The organism is Paenibacillus sp. NPDC093718 (assembly GCF_050279985.1).
Classification (GTDB): domain Bacteria; phylum Bacillota; class Bacilli; order Paenibacillales; family Paenibacillaceae; genus Paenibacillus_AQ.
The window spans coordinates 375,259-394,875 of sequence record NZ_JBNNUS010000007.1 but is presented as its reverse complement, the minus strand read 5'-3'; the positions used below and the strand labels follow the sequence as shown (position 1 = coordinate 394,875).

The window sequence follows — 19,617 nt, the reverse complement described above, 5'->3', positions numbered from 1 at the left end:
GGGCAGGTGGCGTCAATCATTCATATCGGCGCCTCCCGCCGTACGGACATCCTGTCATAACGAAATATAGGCGAAGGTGGAATGGAATATGGGTACCAAGCTTGGCGGGTATCGCAGAAGAGAGCTGGCGTGGTTGTATCTGTTTGTCGCTCCGCCGGTTCTCGGGTTTCTTTTGTTCGGCCTTGTGCCGATTTTGTTCTCGATCTATATCAGCTTTCACAAATGGGATATGCTATCCGATCCGCAGTGGGCGGGACTCGCCAACTATAAGGATCTTTTGGGCGACGAGAAAGTGTACAAATCGATGTACAATACGATTTATTTAATGATCGGCATTCCGATCGGCATGGTGCTCTCGATGCTACTGGCCATCCTGATGAACCGCAAATTCGCCGGTATCTCGTTCATGCGCACGATTTATTATCTTCCGGTCATATCGCCGATTATCGCGGTATCACTGCTGTGGCAGTGGATATTGAATCAGGATTACGGATTGCTCAACAACTTTCTGTGGGAAACGTTCGGCATTGCCGGACCTAACTGGCTGGGTAAGCCGGAGTGGGTGAAGCCTTCGCTCATCCTGATCGGGCTGTGGAGCGGCATCGGCGGGAACATGGTGCTGTACCTTGCAGGATTGCAATCCATCTCCTCGACGTATTATGAAGCTGCGGAAATCGATGGCGCCGGTGCGTGGCACAAGCTGACGCGAATTACGATCCCGCTGCTCACGCCTATTCATTTTTTCGTCGTGGTCATGGGCATCATCGGAGCATTCCAGTCGTTCAGCCAAATTTATGTGCTGGCGGTAGACGGGGGGCCGGAATACAGCGGCGCCACCGTGGTCTATTATATTTTCCAGCATGCGTTCCAGTACTTTAACATGGGTTATGCAAGCGCGGTTGCCTGGGTGCTGGGTATTCTCATCTTTGTTGTCACGCTTATACAATTCAAGCTTTCCAATCGCTGGGTTTACCAAGACTAGGGGGGAAATCTGTGAAACGGGAAAAAATGACGGACCTCTGGTCGCTGCTGCTGCTGCTTTTCGGATCGATCTTTATGATCGCCCCGTTCATCTGGACCATCTCGACTTCGTTGAAGGATCGGCGAAACGTATTTGAAATTCCTCCGCAATGGATTCCCGAACCGATCACGTTCGGCAACTATGCGAAGGTTTGGCTGGAGTCGCCCTTGCTGCATGGATTTATGAACAGCTTGATCATCGTGGTGATCGTCCTCACGATTGGGATGCTGGTGTCCGCGATGTCAGCCTATGCCTTTGGCAAATTCGAATTTCCTTACAAAGGCATGCTGTTCATGGGTTTGCTCGGGACGATGATGATTCCGTATTCGGTCGTTATGATACCGCAGTATATCGGATTCTCCAGGCTGGATTGGGTGGATACACTGCTGCCGCTCATCATACCTGGCCTGTTCGGCAACATCGTTGTCATCTTTTTTATCAGGCAATATTTGCAAAGTGCGATGCCAACGGAATTGATCGAAGCGGCGAAGATCGACGGCTGCAGCTTTCCGGGCATTTTCTTCAAGATCGCGCTGCCGATCATGAAGCCCGCGCTCGCCGCCCAAGCCGCCCTCGGCTTTATGGGCATCTGGAACGATTTTCTCGGTCCGCTGATTTATCTGCATACGCCCGAGAAGCAAACGATTCAAGTGCTGATCGCTTCCATGCAGGCGATGTACATTGGCCAATCGGATTATCCAATGATCATGGCTGCCGCCATCATCGCCATGGTGCCGGTGATCATCGTGTTCTTTTTCTGCCAACGATACTTTATCGAGTCGATGGCAATCAGCGGAATCAAGGGGTGAGGCACATGCCGATAAGTATGCCGCGCCTGTCAAAGATCCTTTGTTGTCTTGGCGCATTAGGATTAGCGGCCGGATTGGCATTGTCGGGATGCGATTCAAGAACGAAACCGGAGGCGGTCGATATGAACATTTACAACGAAAAAATGTACGCAAATCCGTTTCCTTCCCTAGAGGATGAATGGGAGGATTACGGCAACGGGGATCCGTATGTACTGCGGCATGACGGCCGTTATTATCTGTATGTCAGCACGAAGGATCACCGGATGGGCATCAAGGCGTGGGTATCGGACAATCTGGTCGATTGGAGATATGCGGGGCTGGTGACGGAGGATCCCGTATCGACCGGCGCCTATGCACCTGAAGTGATTTACTGGAACGGCTGGTTCTATCTCTATACGTCACCGGCAGGAAAGGGGCATTATGTGTTTCGCAGCGAATCACCGACGGGCCCGTTCGAACGGATCTCCGAGAACGTCGGGATGAGCATCGACGGCTCGGTGTTTATCGACGACGACGGCTCCTGGCTGTTTACCCATGCAGGTACGTCGGGCATTGTCGGTGTTCCGATGGACGGACCGGCCGATTTCGGTGTAGGTCAGACGATTCCAGGTCCCTATCTGGGGCATTGGACAGAAGGGTCGATGATCATCAAACGGAACGGCATCTATTATATGACCTATACTGGCAATCATGTGTTCAGCAAAGGTTACCGCATTCATTATGCGGTGTCGCATGATACGCCGCTCGGACCATATAACGTTCCCGCTAACAATCCGCTCGTCATCAGCACCAAGCCGGACTTTTACGGGCTCGGCCACAGCTCGACGGTAATGGGTCCCGATCTGGATTCCTATTATCTCGTATATCATAACTTGACGGGAAGATCCCAAGAAGGCCCGCCAGTCCGCCGCATGAACATCGACCGGCTTGTATTCAACGGAGACAAGATGGAGATTCTGGGGCCTACGAATTATGATCAGCCCGTCCCGGGAGGGCCGGTCTTTGCTGATAGGCTGGACGTAGCTGCCATCGATCAAAGCCGTTGGGAAGCAGCGGATTCTGGAGGAAGCGCACAAATCATTAGCAAGGTGGGCACGGATCGAATGTACACGGTCGAATATAACCTGGTTCCATCGAAGGCCCCCGTCGCCGCGTTGTTTGCGTATCAGGACGCAAATCAATACGGATTCGCCGAAATCGATCCGGAGCAAAACGGGTTATCTTTAGGTGAAATGCAGGACGGCAGCCGCAAAGTGCTTGCAACGGTAGAGCTCCCCGTGGATACGGATTGGTCCAATCTGCACACGATTCGCGTCGAGCGCGGAGAAGATCGGCTGCGGGTTTACCTGGACGGGGTTCTGAAGCTGGATCAATCGGCGGAACCGTTCGGACCAGGTAAAATCGGTTATCGATACAAAACCGGCGAGGCGAGCTTTTCGTATACGGCATTTTCTAATCACGCCTCCGGCAGCAGCGACTTTGAAACGGTCAAGCCGCTTCCGGGCAGCATGGAGGCCGTACACTACTTAAGCGGTGAAGGCAGAGGTTTCTCGGTCCGCCATCCATCGAAAGCAGGCGCGTGGCGTGGTTCGGATGGTACGGCGATTAAGATGGCTGAGGATGGAAGCTACTCGGCTTCGCTGACGGAAAAAGGCGACTGGTTGCGTTATGCCGTGAACGTGTCGGAGTCTGGAACGTATGCACTGGACCTGACGGTCAAAGCCGGAGCTAAGCCTACATCCTTCAAACTGCTTGTGGACGATAAGAAAGCCGGAAACTATAAAGTTGACGGCAGCCATTACTCGGGTAGCGGTAGCGAACCTTGGGTTAAAATTCGGGTTGGGTCTCTAAAGCTCGAAAAGGGATTACATAGCCTTGCCATTCAATTGGACAACGACCATACGATGGAATGGAAAACGATGGACTTCGAGCTGGTCGACATGCAATCGTTCAAGTTGGAGCATCTTCTGGAACAAACAAGCTCCGAGGATGTTCACGGCCAGTGGATCGAAACGGACGGCGGGTATGCCGGCGCAGCCGATTCCGATGCCAAGATGTATGGAGGAAGCCCCCTTTGGACCGATTATCGCATCCGAACGACCGTGAAGCTGGGCGACGACTCGTCCGGTCAGGCGGGTGTGCTCTTTCGAGTGACTAACGAGTCGGATTTCCGGGATCAAGTGAGCGATTCGCTGATGGGGTATTTCCTTGCAGTCAGCGCTACGAAGCTTGAGCTGTACAAACATAATTACGATTCCGAATTGCTGCACAGCGTCAAGGTTTCGCTTGAAGCAAACGAGCCGGCAAGCTTGCGAATTGAAGCAGTACGAGGCACGATTCGTGTATATGTGCAGGACGGGGAAGAGCCGGTCCTGACATATGATGATCCCCGGGCATTCATGCAGGGGAGAGTAGGCCTGCGATCGGTTCATGCGGAGCAGATCGAGCTCGGCGACTTAATGGTGGAATCCATGGGTACGAAATAGAAACGATAAACTAACAGAAGATGGAGAGTGGAACATAATGTCTAGCTCGCACAAATATATTAAAGACTATCCTAGACCGCAATTGGTGCGTGAAAACTGGGGAAATCTGAATGGGGAATGGGATTTCCGTTTTGATGACGCATGGGAAGGGGAAAGCGGCAAGTGGTACGACCGTCTTGAAGCCGACCGCAAAATTACGGTCCCTTTCGCGTTCGAGACGAAAGCAAGCGGCATTGCAGATGAATCATTCCATCCCTGCGTATGGTATGAGCGGATGGTTGCCATACCTGCCACGGAAGCAGGCAAACGTATCCTGCTGCATTTTCAAGCGGTCGATTACTCGGCGACACTGTGGGTCAACGGACTCAAAGTCGGCACGCATGAAGGCGGATACGCAGCCTTTTCCTTCGACATTACCGAAGCGGTTGAGGCCGGCCGGGAGAACAGGATTACCGTTCGAGCCGTGGACAGCAACAGCTGTACCCAACCGCGCGGCAAGCAGCGCTGGATGAAGGACAACTTCGGCTGCTGGTACGTACAGACGACGGGGATATGGCAGACAGTGTGGATGGAGTACGTGAATCCGATTCATATCAACCGGGTAAAAATAACCCCGGAACTGGAACGCGGGTCGGCAAACTTCTGTTATGAACTGGGCAACGCTGCGCAGGACTACGACGGATTGACCCTGCAGACCATCATCCGGTTTGACGGTAAGCTGATCCGGTCGACGGAAACGAGCGTAGAGCGCGGCACCGTAGCAGTTGACGTGAGCGTTGTTAACGAGGCCGTGGGCGAGTGGAAGATCAAGCCGTGGCATCCGAACCATCCGAATTTATACGACGTCGAGATGATCCTGAAGCAAAACGGAAAGCCGATCGACACGGCCTATTCTTATTTCGGCATGCGGAGCATCCGGATCGTAGGGGATCAGGTCATACTGAATCATACGCCGATCTATCAGAGACTGCTGCTGGACCAGGGCTATTGGAACGATACACATCTGACGCCTCCGTCGGAGGAGGCGCTGCTGGAAGACATCGACAAAACGCTGGCCCTCGGCTTTAACGGCGTGCGCAAGCATCAGAAGCTGGAGGATCCCCGTTTCTTATATTGGTGCGACCGCAAAGGACTGCTGGTATGGTCGGAGATGCCGTCGACCTACGAATTCGGGGACGATGCGGTTGAGCGATTCACGAATGAGTGGATGGCTGTCGTCCGGCAGCATTACAATCATCCTTCCATCATCGCATGGGTACCGTTCAACGAGTCCTGGGGAATAACCGACATAGCCACCGACCGCAAGCAGCAGCAATTTACGGAATCGATCTATCATTTGACCAAGGCATTCGATCAGATGCGGCCGGTCATCGTGAACGACGGCTGGGAACATACGATTTCGGATATCATTACACTCCACGATTATGAAGAGATAGGCGCTATGCTGGAAGAGCGATATCGGGACAAAGACGCGCTGTTAGGCAACAAATTCGCGCATAACACGCATCGTTATCCATTTGCGCAGGGTTATGGCTATCGAGGCCAGCCTGTGATCATTAGCGAATACGGTGGCATCGCCTTTACAAGCGAAGAGGGTTGGGGCTACGGCAATCAGGTTCGTAACGAGGATGAATTTTTGAAGCGATACGAAGGAATCACGCAAGCGATTAAAAATTTGCCATACGTGAGCGGATTCTGTTATACGCAAATTACGGACGTGCAGCAGGAAGTGAACGGCTTGCTGACGATCGAGCGCAAACCTAAAGTGAATATGGAAGCGATTCGACGCATAAACCTGGCATAGGTGGATTTGGACTGGATTCGAAGCATAGACCTGGTGTATGCGAATATGGACTGGATTCGAAGCAAAGACCTGGCGTAAGCGCGAATATGGACTCGATACGAAGCATAGACCTGGCGTAAGCGAATATGGATTGAATTCGAAGCATTAACCTGGCATAGGTGGATATGGACTGGATACGAAGCATAGACCTGTGTAAGCGGTTATGGACTGGATACGAAGCATAGACCTGGCGTAAGCGAATATGGATTGAATTCGAAGCATTAACCTTGCATAGGTGAATAGAGAGCGTCCATGCACACTTTTTTCTGGAAAATGTTTAGTTTTCTCGCGAGATATAGGGATGGAAGCAGCAGGGACCTGTCGATTGACGGGGGCCCTGCTGCTTTTGTGTATCCGTTTAGGATTTTATTTTCCATATCAAGGGAAAATACAGGCAATAGATTATTCGACCAAGTGATCGATATGAAGAAGCTCATGATTAAGATGGTTATATGGATATATATATCGGGTTCTTTTAAAGGATCAACTGAGGCAGCGATAATAAGAGTCCAATTAACAATAGCCCTATTTTCAAATTGGAAGTAAAAATAGGCAGTTGCACTGATGTAAGCGGACAGGAGGTCCGCTATTTCCCAGCAAATGTACCAATTTCAATGCTTAGCGGACACAGAATCCGTTATTCTCGGTTTTTTTCTGTTTTTGAGGTGATATGCCGGCAATAGCGGAACCTGTGTCCGCTTAATCTTATATTTAGCACCTTTGCTTACAAATAGCGGAATCACGGTCCGCACAGAGTTAGTCTAGTAGCTTCTTACTCATAATTAGGCGCGAGACCTGATGTGAACCGATGCGAATCGATATTATCGATGCGAACCGATGAGACCCGATGAGACCCGATGTGAATCCCAAAGGAGACTATCGCTCCAAACAAAATGATAAGGGAAAGTTTGCCCGAGAGAACCAAAATGAACGGGAGGTAACTCTTATAATATGAAAGATATGAATCATTACGATACCTTTATTCAAGTAGCCGAAGACTGCCCTGTTAGCGAGGCAATCGTTCTGAAAGTGAAAGGCGAGGCGAGGACCATACCGGTAATTCAATATGAGATGCTGTCGAGCCACCCTTACCGATTCACTCAAGAGGATGTGTTATTCGAAGTGTTTGCCGAGCGCAATCAAATCTCGGAGCAGGAAAGAGCAGCCGCTCGCGAGAAGTTTTTCTCCAAAGGGCAGCCTTGTCTCCGAACCTCGTCCTTGGGCAAACGCTATGGTTGGGGTATTCATCATGACGCTCAAGGGAAAGTCGCGATTCATGCAATAGAGTCAGAGGAATACGTAAAACTCATGAACGATAGAGGCATAACTCAATGTAAGGCGATGCGTTCAAAACGAGCCTAGAGCTCGATCGGGGAGGAACACCTAATATGGCAACCCGAACACGATAGGGGTTGGGTTCACATGAATATGCATGCATAGAAAGTCGCCTAATAGGCGGCTTCGTATTATTAGGTCAGCCAGAGATTTCTGGTTGGCCTATTTTGGTAGGCATTATACGATGGTGGTAGCCGGGAGAACGAGGGTGGCTTAGGGACGTAGATCCCGTCAAAAATACTGTTCTCTCACTACCGTCCAACGACTATGTTTGAGCTGGTAGAGGCTTTAGACCTCGCATCACAAGCGAAGCTATGGGGTTGGAGGCCATGTGGGAATGCCGGTAAATCGAATCAAGGAGGTTATTATGCAGCCAGTAGTAGGAATAGACGTGGCAAAAGGGGTTAGCGTCATCCAGGCCTTTATCGGTCGCGAAGAACCCTACGGGAGGATGGAGAAGCTTCAGCATGGGGAGGAAGGTTTTGAACAGCTAGGGGAATTGTTAGGAATGCTCAAACATAAAAGTGGTGTCGAACCCGTTGTTGTCCTTGAGGCAACCGGACATTACCATCGAAGTCTGGCGGGGTATCTTAAACGCAGTGGATGGACTCATTACATCGTCAACCCTCTGCAAGCGAAACGATCGAAAGGCACACAACTTCGCAAGGTGAAAACAGATGTAGCAGATGCATGGCATTTGGCTGAAATGTATTACCGAGGGGACGTTAAAGCGCATCGTGAGTGGGAAGAAACCTACACCGAGCTTCAACACCTAACGAGGCAACATGAGTTCGTAACCGCGATGTACGTACAGGCCAAGTTAAACAGCAGAGCTTTGCTTGAGCAGGTGTTTCCGGAGTTCATCGGAGTATTTCATAATCTGTATGCAACCACATCATTAAAAGTGCTAGAGCGATGTTTGGAGAACAAGATCGAAGATGTGGAGGATCTCATCCGTGAATGTGTAGGTAAATCCCATTCCAAAGGATGGATTACTGAGAAAACGAAACGGTTGAAGGAACTCATGTTGAGTTGGAAAACACAAGAGAGGAGTCAATCCCAGAGCATAGCGTTGACTAGCATGGTCTCACTGCTGTTGGAATTCGATAAACAGTTAAATCATTTGGAGAAGCAGATGGAAGAACTGGCTGAGGAGTTGCCTGAAGTGGAATTGATCAAAAGTATCCCGGGTGTAGGGAACAAGCTGGCGGCAGCCATCGTGGCAGAGCTTGGTGATGCAAGCCAATTCAAGGATGCGAAGCAACTTGTAGCCTACGCAGGATTAGATCCGGGGATCTACAGCTCAGGAAAATTCACGGCTACAAGCAACCGGATCACGAAACGAGGCTCAAAAAGGCTACGCCGAGCACTGTATCTTGCTGTACAATGCAGAATTCGCAGATCTGTAAACCGCAGGATAAGTGATTACTACGACAAGAAAAGAAAAGAGGGCAAGCCCTACAAGGTGGTCGTGATCGCTTGCGCCAACAAGCTTCTTCATCACATTTATGCCATCCTAAGTAAAAGCGAACCCTACAAAGACTAAAACCATATTTTTCCATAACCTTCACGCCAATGAAGGTTATTTGTGCTGTTTAAAAAAGTATATCAGTTTTCTATTATTTAACCAAGTTGTAATGCTTGACAAGTATTAGCTGGTTTTTTTGGTTTGTCCAGAAAAACGAGAGCAGCATCCTTCATCAAGCTGGTGCAGAGATTTTAATTTTTAATTAACAAAAACCAGCACTCTATTAAATTATTCTTTTTTACAATCAATGACGTAGGGTTATTAAACCGGTTTAATGATCCAGCAGGCAATCAGAATTTGCTAGAGAAAGGAACAACCATAGATGGCTACAATTGATGACGTTGCCAAAAGGGCTGGAGTATCCAAGGGAACCGTATCCAGTGTGTTCAGCAAAAAAAGGCCGATCAGCCAGCAAGTGACGGAGCGGGTGCTAGAGGTAGCCCAAGAGCTGGGATATTTCCCGAATCATCTGGCTCGAAGTCTCGCGATCAAAAGGACGATGAGCATCGGCCTCAAGATCCCTCTCCCGCCTGATGGGACGATGACAGCCTTCGATACCCAGTTGATTAACGGTGTCATCAAGGAATGCTCCAAGCAGGGCTACCGCCTAGTGCTCGACACTTTACCCGAGCAGGAGGATCCTACGATGTATTCGCAGGATCCTGTCGATGGCGTCATTCTGCTCAACCCGCGAAAGAATGATTTACGTATCCAACGGTACCTGATGATGGGCACCCCCCTTGTGCTGGTAGGTCGGTCGGATCCATATGACGATTCGATCAGTTACGTGGATAACAACAACATAAACGTGGCTCATCAGGTAGGAGATTATTTGCTTCAAGGAGGACATAAATCCATCCTCTTCCTGAATGCAGCCTCCGATATGACCGTGTCCTATGATCGAAAACATGGCTTATTGGAAGCTTATAGCCAGTACGGTCTGCCGATGCACGAGGAGTACGTGGTGTACTATAACCACAGGCTGCATGCCAACGGTACGGAATATGGATACATGTCCATTATGAATACCTATGGAAACATGAACTATACGGCAGTCATTACCGATACGGACAGGGTGGCCCTTGGCGTGCTGAGGGCAGCCAGGGAGCTTGATATTGAGGTGCCCGAACAGCTATCGGTCATCGCCCTCAGCAATGATGCGATATTAGCTCAGGATATGAATCCAAAGCTGACATCTGTGGAGTTGTCGGCTGAGACGCTTGGAGCTGAGGCAGCCAAGCTGTTGATCGAGAAAATAAACGATAAACGTGTCCACAGGCAAATCATCATCCCCGCACAGCTGGTAGTGAGGGATTCCTGCAAAGTTCTTTCCTAATGACGAATAAGGAGTGGTTAGCTTGGTAAAACGAAACAAATTCATGATCGCGATCATGGCTGTATCTCTGTTCAGTGGGCTGCTCGCGGGCTGTTCCTCAAGTCCAGGCAGCAGTATTCAGGAGGGCAGCAATGCCGCATCGCAAGCCGCGTCGAACGAAGAAGAACGCACGCTTAAAATGATGACGGGTGTCATCGGCGGCAAAACGCCTGAAGAGAACAAGCAGTTCGAGCAAGAAATCGAACGTCTAACCGGCATCAAGGTATCGATGAACAAGCCTGCTGCTGACTATGACCAGAAGCTGCTTGCAGCCATCGCCTCAGGTGAAAAGTTCGACCTGCTGCAGATCAGCAAAGAGAAAATGTCCACCTTCGTTGAACAAGGTATTCTTACGCCGTTGACCGATCAAGTGAACGGCTCCAAGGTGCTCTCGGATCCCAATGTCATTCCCGCCAAGGAGTGGGAACAAGTCAAGACGAAGGATGGCGAGATCTACGGCGTGTTCACCAAGTACCAAGGGGGAACGATGCCGATTGTTCGCAAGGACTGGCTGGACAAATTATACCTGCCGGAGCCTGCAACGCTGGACGATTATTACAACGTCCTTAAAGCGTTCACCGAACAAGATCCGGACGGAAACGGCAAAAAAGACACGTACGGACTTAGTACGGCCGGCATGTATGAACTGCAAGGCTTCTTTAGCGCAGCGGGCTTGAAACAACGATATGTGGAAACGGCGGACGGCAAGCTGGACGTTCCATACTCCACAGATGCGGCCATCCCGGTTTATGAATGGCTGAACAAGCTGTTTGAGGAAGGCATCCTGGATCCGAACTTTACCACGAATGACACCGGTAAAATGCGAGACCTGTTCCTGACCGACCGTGTCGGCATGATTACGTACTGGGACGCTTGGGTAGGCATGCTGAACAATACGCGCCGCGAACAAGATCCGAATACGAAATTCGAAGCGAAGGGCTTGCCTGGTGCAGCCGACGCGAACGGCAACCACATGCTTCGCAGAGGCGATCCGGATGTTTGGGTTATTCCCGTTAATGCGGAGCATCCGAAAACAGCCTTCGAATTCATTGAATGGTGGCATTCCGAGGAAGGTATTACTCTGGGCAGCTTAGGCATAAAGGATGTGGATTACACGGTTGACAACGGGAAATACGAACTGACCCAAACCGGTAAAGAGCATGCTTCCGACCATGGCGTTCCTTTCTGGTATAACCGCAACGTCGAACCGCCTTTCGGTAAACTGCCGGGCGTCCAGGAGGCGCAGGATCTCGTCGATCAATACGCTGCCTTGGAATTAACGCCTCCGAATTGGGCGAATGCCGAGAAGATTATCAATGAATATTCCTTCAAAGCGATCATGGGCGAGATGCCGGCTGCCGACGCCGTAAAGAAAATGCGAGAAGAGCTTAAAGCAGGCGGACTTATCGATTAAAGCATGAGGAGGAGGGGCGGTGATAACGCCGCGCCCTTCTTTATTTTTCAATAAGGGGGCGAAATTCCGTGAAAGCCATATTCAAATACAAAACCCTATATTTTATGATGCTTCCTATCCTGGCCTACTTCCTTATCTTTTCCTTTTATCCGCTTGCCCGGGGACTAGTTATCAGCATCCAAGATTACCGGCTGATCGGGGATCGTCCGTTTATCGGCATCGATAACTATCTGAGTGTGCTAAAGGATCCGGTTTTTTGGGAAGTTTTTCAGAATACGATCGTGATCGGCGCCGGAAGCTTTATCATCAACTTCTTGCTGCCGCTGATTCTTGCGCTCTCCTTAAATGAAGTGGCTTCCGCCTGGTTCAAAAAAATGACCCAAATGATCGTTTATTTACCTCATTTATTCTCCTGGGTGGTCGTAGGCGGGATGTGGATTCTACTGCTGTCTCCGGATACAGGCATCGTGAACCAGATCATTCAGCTCTTCGGCGGTCAGTCGGTCGGGTTCCTGTCTTCGGACCGTTATGCCCGCTTCGTCATGATCCTGACTTCTGGCTGGAAGGAAATGGGGTATACCTGCATTATGTACCTGGCCGCCATCGTAAACATCAATCCATCGCTTTATGAGGCTGCGAGCATGGACGGAGCCAGTCGCTGGCAAAAGATACGCTACGTAACGATTCCGATGCTTCGCTCCACCATGAAAGTGGTCATCATGTTGAACGTGTTGGGGATCCTGCGTTTGTTTGATCAAATCTTCGTGATGAGTAACGGCGCCATTGCCAATAAAGTCGACGTCATTATGATGTACACCTACCAAAAGGGGATATTGGAATTTAGCGTTGGACCTGCTACGGCGGCCGGCTTCCTGGTGATTATGGCAACATTCGCGCTAACGTATGTAACAAGAGCGGTGATCCGCTACGATGAAGGGTGAGTCGGTATATGAAATCAACGAATAAAATCAGCTTGCCGGGTCGTGTGTTTGATGCGGTCAATATTCTGTTCCTCCTTCTGCTCGTTTCAACCATGGTTATTCCTTTTCTAAATACGCTTGCGCTTGCATTTTCATCAAATTTTGCTTCCATGCAGCCTGGGATCGTACTATGGCCCAAGGAATTCAGCCTGGAGGGATTCTCCACGGTATGGTACCGCATGAAGCTTTATTTGCCATTTACGAACAATGTCATTGTGACCGTTGTCGGTACCGTAGGTCATGTGTTCCTAAGTTCAATGGCAGGCTATGTGCTGATTCAAAAAGGACTTCCCGGAAAAAAGTGGATGTTATCCGCGATCCTGCTGACGATGATGATACCAAGCGAGGCGATCATGATTCCGCTGTATATCGTGAATCAGGATTTAGGTCTCCTGAACACGCTGTCCTCATTGATACTTTCGGGTTTCGTATCCGGCTTCAGCGTCGTGCTCATGCGAAATTTCTTTTTGAGCGTCCCTTACGAGATGTCGGAATCGGCCCGGATCGATGGAGCCGGGGATCTTCGGATTTTCTTTACGATGTACTTGCCGCTTGCGAGAGCAGGGCTGGCAACAGTTACGCTGTTTGAATTTGTCAGCCGCTGGAACCAATTCACGCCAGCCCTCCTGTATATAAATGACTCGTCCAAATATACGCTGCAGATCGCGTTGAAATCGCTCATCGTCGATACCGATTCGACCTCGAGCAATTTTCTTATCACGACCAATGTTAGAATGGCGGGGATTGTCATTGCCCTTCTTCCGCTGATCGTCATCTATCCGTATGTGCAAAAGTATTTTGTCAAAGGAATGTTTGTCGGCGCAAATAAAGAATAAGCAGAATTGAGGAGGCAGTCGTGTGACCAAACAAATCGAGCGAATGAACATATCGACTTTCAAACGATATATTGAGCATTCGGAACAAAGTACGTACATCGAAGTTCCGTTCCAAATGCCGGAGCGTGTCGAAGAAATCCACGTGAGCTATCAGGTGGAATCCCATGGCGATGAAGCCGCAAAAGCTGTCATTGATCTAGGGATCCGGGATGCCGAGAGAGTAAGAGGCTGGAGCGGGGGGGCACGTCAGGAATTTAGCATCGGTCTGAATCAAGCGACTCCAGGATATCTGCCTGGACGGTTGGCCCCAGGAGATTGGGCTATTCTCCATAACGCTTACAAGGTTCCCGCTCAGGGTTGTACGGTCACGATAGAAATCGAGTTTACCTACAAGACATCGCGCTGGCTGAAGGGAGATCTTCACACGCATAGCGTTCATAGCGACGGCACTTATACCCTGGAAGAGAATGCGGCCATGATGGAGAGTTTGGGCTGCGATTTTATAGCCATGACCGATCACAATACGAACAGCCAAAACCTTGCATATCCCCGCGGTACCTCGATACTGATGATACCGGGTACGGAGTTTACGACGAATTATGGTCATAGTAATTTCCTTGGCGTGACGAGTCCCATGGATGATTTTCGCGTATCGGGAATATCCGATGTGCACGAGAAGTTTCGAGTCGCCCGCGAACGGGGAGCTAAGATTGTGCTCAACCATACGCACTGCGATAACTGCCCGTGGGAATGGGATTTCGATGTGGATTACGACTGGGTAGAAATTTGGAACGGCTCTTGGAGAGAGCACAACAGACGTGCGCTTTCTTGGTGGCAGGAACAGCTCGTTACCGGAAGGCGCCTGGTAGCCGTAGGGGGAAGCGATGTGCATCGACCGGACTCACATGTGAAGCATGCGATGCCATGCGTATGGGTCTGGACCGATGAAAAAACGGTGGAAGGAGTGCTGAACGGCATTGCGGAAGGCCGTGTCGTCATCACTTATTCTCCTGACGGCCCTTTTGCCACCCTTCGGTGCGGAGAATGCGGGATTGGTGATGAAGTGCCCTATGGGCACGCCGATCACGAGGTGGTCGTTCAACTGGATGATTTGATTGCGGGCGATCGGATTCGTCTGTACACCGAGCGCGGTCTCGAGGAGGAAACTTCTGTTGACTCGGAAGGAGGCGTTACACTGACGGTTAACGCCATGCATAGGAGATTTTTGCGGGCTGAAATTTGGCGGAATTTCGAACAGGCGGATGGGTTGTCAATGGCGGCAGTGACAAACCCTATTTATTTTGCTTCAAAAGAAGATACGCGATCATCGAATCACGAGGGTTAAAACCTTGATCACGCATTACCGCTATGTAAAAGCAGGAAAATATCATGCATTCACGAAATCCTCTTTATATCCTGAGAAACCTGGATAATTGCCAACGATGGAGGTTTATCGCACAAATGTACACCGTTCTGATAGCCGAAAATGAACCATGGGTCTTGAAAGGAATCGTCGAGATGGTGAAATCCGCCGGTGAGGAATTCCAGGTCGTTGGAGAATGCAGCAATGGAAAAGAAGCGTGGAGCATGATTCAGGAAGTGTGGCCGATGCTCTTGATTACGGATATCATGATGCCTGAGCTGGACGGGTTATCTTTGATCAAACGAATAGCGGAGCATCGGATTCCACTTGTATCCGTGATTATCAGCGGCTACGACAATTTTCAATATGCCCAGAAGGCCATGAGCTATGGCGTTTCGGACTATTTGCTAAAGCCCGTGGAATTTGAAACCCTGACCGAAGCGCTAAGCAGATCCAAGGAGAAGCTGGAATCTCTGAAGGACCTGAACGACTATATCGTCAAGTTCCAGTCGCTATTGGATAACAACCAGGGATTGGCGCTTGATACTCTCATGCAAAAGCAAAGCCACCTAATTCAGTCCGTCTTAAGGTTACATGCTCTAAGCAAAAATGCCCGGATTGGGCTGCTGAATATTATGGAGACCAAGCTCAAGAGCCTGTTGAATGAAATCGGCGTAGCGTCCGAAGACATTCCTAAATATGTATCTAATGATGATGGGGCCATCCTGAAATACTACATGGCGTTGCTGGAAAAATGGTACCCCGAGTATCCGGGAATGGGGAAAGCGAGCCTGCCTGAAGCCATTGCTCAATCGTGCCGGTACATTGAGGCAAATTATAAATCGAATCTGTCGCTCACGGAAATGGCGAATCTAACGAATTTCAGCATTTCCCATTTTAGCGCGCTATTCAAAAAACACACGGGCAGTTCACTGGTCGGTTATATCAATCGGTTGCGCATCGATGAGGCCAAGAAGCTGCTGAGAACAACCTCTTACGCGATATCCGAGATTGCGGAAATCGTCGGGTACACCTCTTCGCCTTATTTCACGCGAGTATTCAAAGCGCATACCGGTGTTGCTCCCCTCGAATACAGAAGGAGGATGGGCTCATGAAATGGCGTAACTGGCATCACCGTTTCTCTTTCCAGACGAAGATCCTCGGGTTGGTGCTGTCCGTTAGCTTTATTTCCATTTCACTGATGGCAGTCTTCACGTCCTATTACTATACTGAATCGGCAAAAGATGATTTTTACATGATTGCCCAGGATTCTACGGCCCGGATTAATCATCAGCTCGACCGTTATTTTACGCAAATGGCCCAATCGACATATGCATCGATTGCCGGTCCGCTGCCCTCCAATTCGCTGCTCGGCGACAATCCGGAGAGCGGACTTCTGCAGAAATGGCTCATTAACGGTGAAATGTTCAGTAGAGAACAGGAAGCGCTCGTCGAGGGCATCATGTCAAAGTATATTGCCATAAACTATTCCAATGTCCTGGGGATTGTACTCCGTTCACTGGACGACCGATTGATTTATTCGAAAGATCACGCCTTGAATCATGCCATGATTGAATACTCGCCATGGCTAAGCAGCCCCTTATCCGAACAGCTGAACATCGTCCCCTCACACTACCGTCATGAAGATGCCGTCATGGCTGCATACCCCTATATTACGCTGATTGTACCCATATTTGATCCGAATTCCCTCAAACTCGTCGGAAATTTGAATATCGCTTTATCCATTACCGAAATTCAAGACATTCTCGGACAGACGAGACTAGGAAGAACGGGATTCTTTTTTATTGTCGATTCAACAGGAGAGATTGTGTATCACCCGGACGTGAACTTGGCCGGTCACCGCGTCGAGGACACTGCTCTGGGAGCCTTGCCGCTCGGTCAGCAGGAGGCTGTAATCAAACGGAACGGAGAGAAAATTCTAATGTCCGGGAACCGCTCGGAAGTGACCGGCTGGAATATGGTTGCTTCTGTACCCATGCATGAAATGGCGAGCGGTCTGGACTTCGCGCGAAAGGCAACACTCTTTGTGATGACTGGCATCATTATCGTATCGTTGTTATTTATTCCGAGGATGGTCAGCCAAGTCGTCCGTCCCATTCTTCGCTTGCGGAACCTGATGAAACGGGTGGAGACCGGAGACACGAACGTACGCGCGGAGGTGGTTGAGGGCAAGGACGAGATTCAGCAGCTTAACGGCAGCTTTAATCAGATGACGGCTAGGCTGAATGAGCTCATTCACACGGTACACCATCTTGAGATCAACGAGATGCAGCTCCAGCTGCGGCAAAGGGATGCGCATATCCAGGCACTGCAGAATCAGATTAACCCGCATTTGCTCTACAATACGTTGGAAATTATCAAAAGCATCGCCTTTATCGAGAAGGTGCCGACGATTGAGAAAATGGTGACAAGGCTTGCGGGTGTGTATCGATATACATCGAAGATGCCCGGTTCCGAAGTGCTGCTGCGGGATGAGCTGCGGAATTTGCAAAATTATTTGGATATCATTCATATCCGGTTCGATCATTTTCGAAGCCGGATATCGGTGCCTGAATCCTGCATGGATTGCCGGATCATCAAGCTGTCGCTGCAGCCGATCGTAGAGAACAGTGTAAAGTATGCGGTTGAACCAAGAAACGGGAATGCCCATATCGCGGTGGAGGCATATGAGAAGGATGGCGACCTTGTCATTGACGTTACGGATAACGGCAGTGGGTTTCCTGAAGAAGATTTGCAGCGGATTGTCCAAAGAATGAAATTTGTGGAACAACAGGCAGAGCCATCGGACCACGAGGAATCGGTTGGCATCCTCAATGTCCATGCCCGAATGGCTTTAAAATACGGCTCTCCATACGGCGTTTGCGTGCATTCAGTACCGGGACAAGGAAGCAAAGTAACGCTTCGATTCCCAAAAAAGACAAACACATGATCAGAAATTCGGATAAAAACATCATCATTATGTGAAAAAGTGACCCCGGGCAGCAAGCTATATTAAAGATGCATGAAGGACAAATTCCAAATATTCGTAATGGAGGTCACCCGAAGTGAAAAGAACGTTATCAATGATCCTGGTTATGAGTCTGGTGTTATTGTCGATCGTTGGATGCACATCCACGGGAAAAGAGGATGCAGGTACGGCTTCTGGTGCGAACGGAGAGAAAAACGATTCCAAGAAAATAAAAATCGATATGATGATCGCTTCATGGAAGGGTGGGGGCTGGCCGGACAACCATCATCCGATTATCAAGCATATCAATGAAAAATTTAATGTGGATTTGCAGATTCAATGGGTTCCGAATGCCAATTTTGCCGAGAAACTGAACGTGATCGCCGCATCCGGCAAACTGCCGGATATTATCCGAATGGATAGTCCAAGCCTGTATTTGAAATGGGTGGAGCAGGGCGTATTCCTGGATTTAAAGCCGCATTTACCCGAATATTCAAATTTGCAAAACATAGCAAAGCCGGAAGAATGGGCGCTGCTGAACCCGAAAGATCAAATATTCGGCATTCCGATTTATGCCACAGCCCAAAACACAATTTATGTAAGAGCGGACTGGCTTACTAAGCTGGGAATCCCCGTACCAACCGCAGAGGAATTCACCATCGATACTTTTTATGAAATAGCCAAAGCTTTCACGACCCAAGATCCGGACGGCAACGGGAAGAACGATACCTTTGGATTCTCGGCGCTTGGCAACTCGAGCCTTATGGGAATACCGGAGCTGTTTGCGGCATTCGGATTGGCGAACGGCTGGAAGGAAGAGGGCGGTCAGCTGATTCCGATGCAAACCCAATCGGAAGAATGGAAAGCATTCCTGACCTTCATGAATCGCGCCTATAAGGAAGGCGTGCTTGACAAAGACTTCATTACCAACACGAATTTCAATGAGAAATATGCGCAAGGTAAAGTGGGCTTTGCCGATATGCATTATCAGTTTAGCCAACAAACCAACCAGCAGCTGCAGACCATTTCCCCAGGAGCCGAGTTCGTTGAGCTGGCGCCGCCGATGGGAGAAAACGGAACGCGGGGAACGTCCACGCCGACGAGCGGAACGATTAAGGTAGTTTTAAGCAAGGACGTTGATGCCGAGAAGCGAGACCGTATTCTGGAAATGTTTGATTGGTGGGTTTCTCCGGAAGGGGAAGACATCCTGAAGAACGGAATTGAAAACATCCACTACAAGAAAAACAACAACGGGGCTTATGAGATGACCGATGAATTGAAGGCTGAGGGCGAGGGGCGCCAAAGCCTCTTGTGGAACTGGGTATTGCGAAACAATTCCAATACGTTCAACACGTACAAATGGAGCGATCCGACTTGGGCAAAGGAAATGGAGCAATCCATTGATAACGCAGGCAAATATCCATATAAGAACGCGTCCGACGCTTACATCTTCTCGTCAGCCACATACTTGGTGAAGGGGACCGCTTTAAACGAAAGTTTCCATAAATCGGTCATCGAAATCATCGCAGGCAAAAAACCGGTGGAGCATATAGATGAAGCGATCGCGGAATGGAAGCGAAACGGCGGAGACAAGATCATGGAGGAAGTGAATGCCGCATACACAGCGAATCCTTAACGTTCGCCTGAGGACCCGAGCGG

Annotated in this window: 14 protein-coding genes; all 14 read left to right on the top strand. The window is 49.6% G+C overall.

All coding sequences use genetic code 11. The features are described 5' to 3' along the window. Positions 1–88: 88 nt before the first annotated feature. The 14 genes from ACQKPA_RS22485 (at position 89) to ACQKPA_RS22420 (ending at position 19,594) form a co-directional block, all read left to right on the top strand. Positions 89–982 (top strand): carbohydrate ABC transporter permease, encoded by an 894-nt coding sequence (locus ACQKPA_RS22485; protein ID WP_100537543.1) that lies wholly within the window; start codon positions 89–91, stop codon positions 980–982. Positions 983–993: 11 nt separating this feature from the next. Then, complete coding sequence (locus ACQKPA_RS22480) at positions 994–1,830, top strand: carbohydrate ABC transporter permease (protein WP_427494731.1); 837 nt, start codon at positions 994–996, stop codon at positions 1,828–1,830. Between the two features lie 122 nt (positions 1,831–1,952). Then, complete coding sequence (locus ACQKPA_RS22475) at positions 1,953–4,316, top strand: family 43 glycosylhydrolase (RefSeq protein ID WP_427494730.1); 2,364 nt, start codon at positions 1,953–1,955, stop codon at positions 4,314–4,316. 37 nt (positions 4,317–4,353) lie between these two features. Continuing rightward, positions 4,354–6,120 carry a glycoside hydrolase family 2 protein gene (locus ACQKPA_RS22470; protein WP_427494729.1) on the top strand — a complete coding sequence of 589 codons (1,767 nt, stop codon included), beginning with the start codon at positions 4,354–4,356 and terminating at the stop codon, positions 6,118–6,120. 990 nt (positions 6,121–7,110) lie between these two features. Further along, complete coding sequence (locus ACQKPA_RS22465) at positions 7,111–7,521, top strand: DUF6157 family protein (RefSeq protein ID WP_427494728.1); 411 nt, start codon at positions 7,111–7,113, stop codon at positions 7,519–7,521. A gap of 340 nt (positions 7,522–7,861) precedes the next feature. Next, entirely contained in the window at positions 7,862–9,040 is a 1,179-nt protein-coding gene (locus ACQKPA_RS22460) for an IS110 family transposase (RefSeq protein WP_427494726.1), read from the top strand. A gap of 304 nt (positions 9,041–9,344) precedes the next feature. Continuing rightward, positions 9,345–10,358: a LacI family DNA-binding transcriptional regulator gene (locus tag ACQKPA_RS22455; RefSeq protein WP_427494725.1), complete on the top strand. Its 1,014-nt coding sequence runs from the start codon at positions 9,345–9,347 to the stop codon at positions 10,356–10,358. A 22-nt stretch (positions 10,359–10,380) separates the two neighbouring features. Then, complete coding sequence (locus tag ACQKPA_RS22450; protein ID WP_427494724.1) at positions 10,381–11,811, top strand: extracellular solute-binding protein; 1,431 nt, start codon at positions 10,381–10,383, stop codon at positions 11,809–11,811. A 68-nt stretch (positions 11,812–11,879) separates the two neighbouring features. Beyond that, positions 11,880–12,752 carry an ABC transporter permease subunit gene (locus ACQKPA_RS22445; RefSeq protein ID WP_427494723.1) on the top strand — a complete coding sequence of 291 codons (873 nt, stop codon included), beginning with the start codon at positions 11,880–11,882 and terminating at the stop codon, positions 12,750–12,752. 8 nt (positions 12,753–12,760) lie between these two features. Continuing rightward, positions 12,761–13,627 carry a carbohydrate ABC transporter permease gene (locus tag ACQKPA_RS22440; protein ID WP_427494722.1) on the top strand — a complete coding sequence of 289 codons (867 nt, stop codon included), beginning with the start codon at positions 12,761–12,763 and terminating at the stop codon, positions 13,625–13,627. Between the two features lie 22 nt (positions 13,628–13,649). After that, complete coding sequence (locus ACQKPA_RS22435) at positions 13,650–14,972, top strand: CehA/McbA family metallohydrolase (RefSeq protein ID WP_427494721.1); 1,323 nt, start codon at positions 13,650–13,652, stop codon at positions 14,970–14,972. Positions 14,973–15,088: 116 nt separating this feature from the next. Further along, positions 15,089–16,105 carry a response regulator gene (locus ACQKPA_RS22430; protein WP_427494720.1) on the top strand — a complete coding sequence of 339 codons (1,017 nt, stop codon included), beginning with the start codon at positions 15,089–15,091 and terminating at the stop codon, positions 16,103–16,105. Then, the gene (locus tag ACQKPA_RS22425; protein WP_427494719.1) at positions 16,102–17,940 is read left to right on the top strand and encodes a sensor histidine kinase; all 1,839 of its coding nucleotides are present in this window, start codon (positions 16,102–16,104) and stop codon (positions 17,938–17,940) included. The genes ACQKPA_RS22430 and ACQKPA_RS22425 overlap by 4 nt, the downstream gene beginning before the upstream one ends. A 115-nt stretch (positions 17,941–18,055) precedes the next feature. Beyond that, entirely contained in the window at positions 18,056–19,594 is a 1,539-nt protein-coding gene (locus tag ACQKPA_RS22420; protein ID WP_427494718.1) for an extracellular solute-binding protein, read from the top strand. The last annotated feature ends 23 nt before the right edge of the window (positions 19,595–19,617 follow it).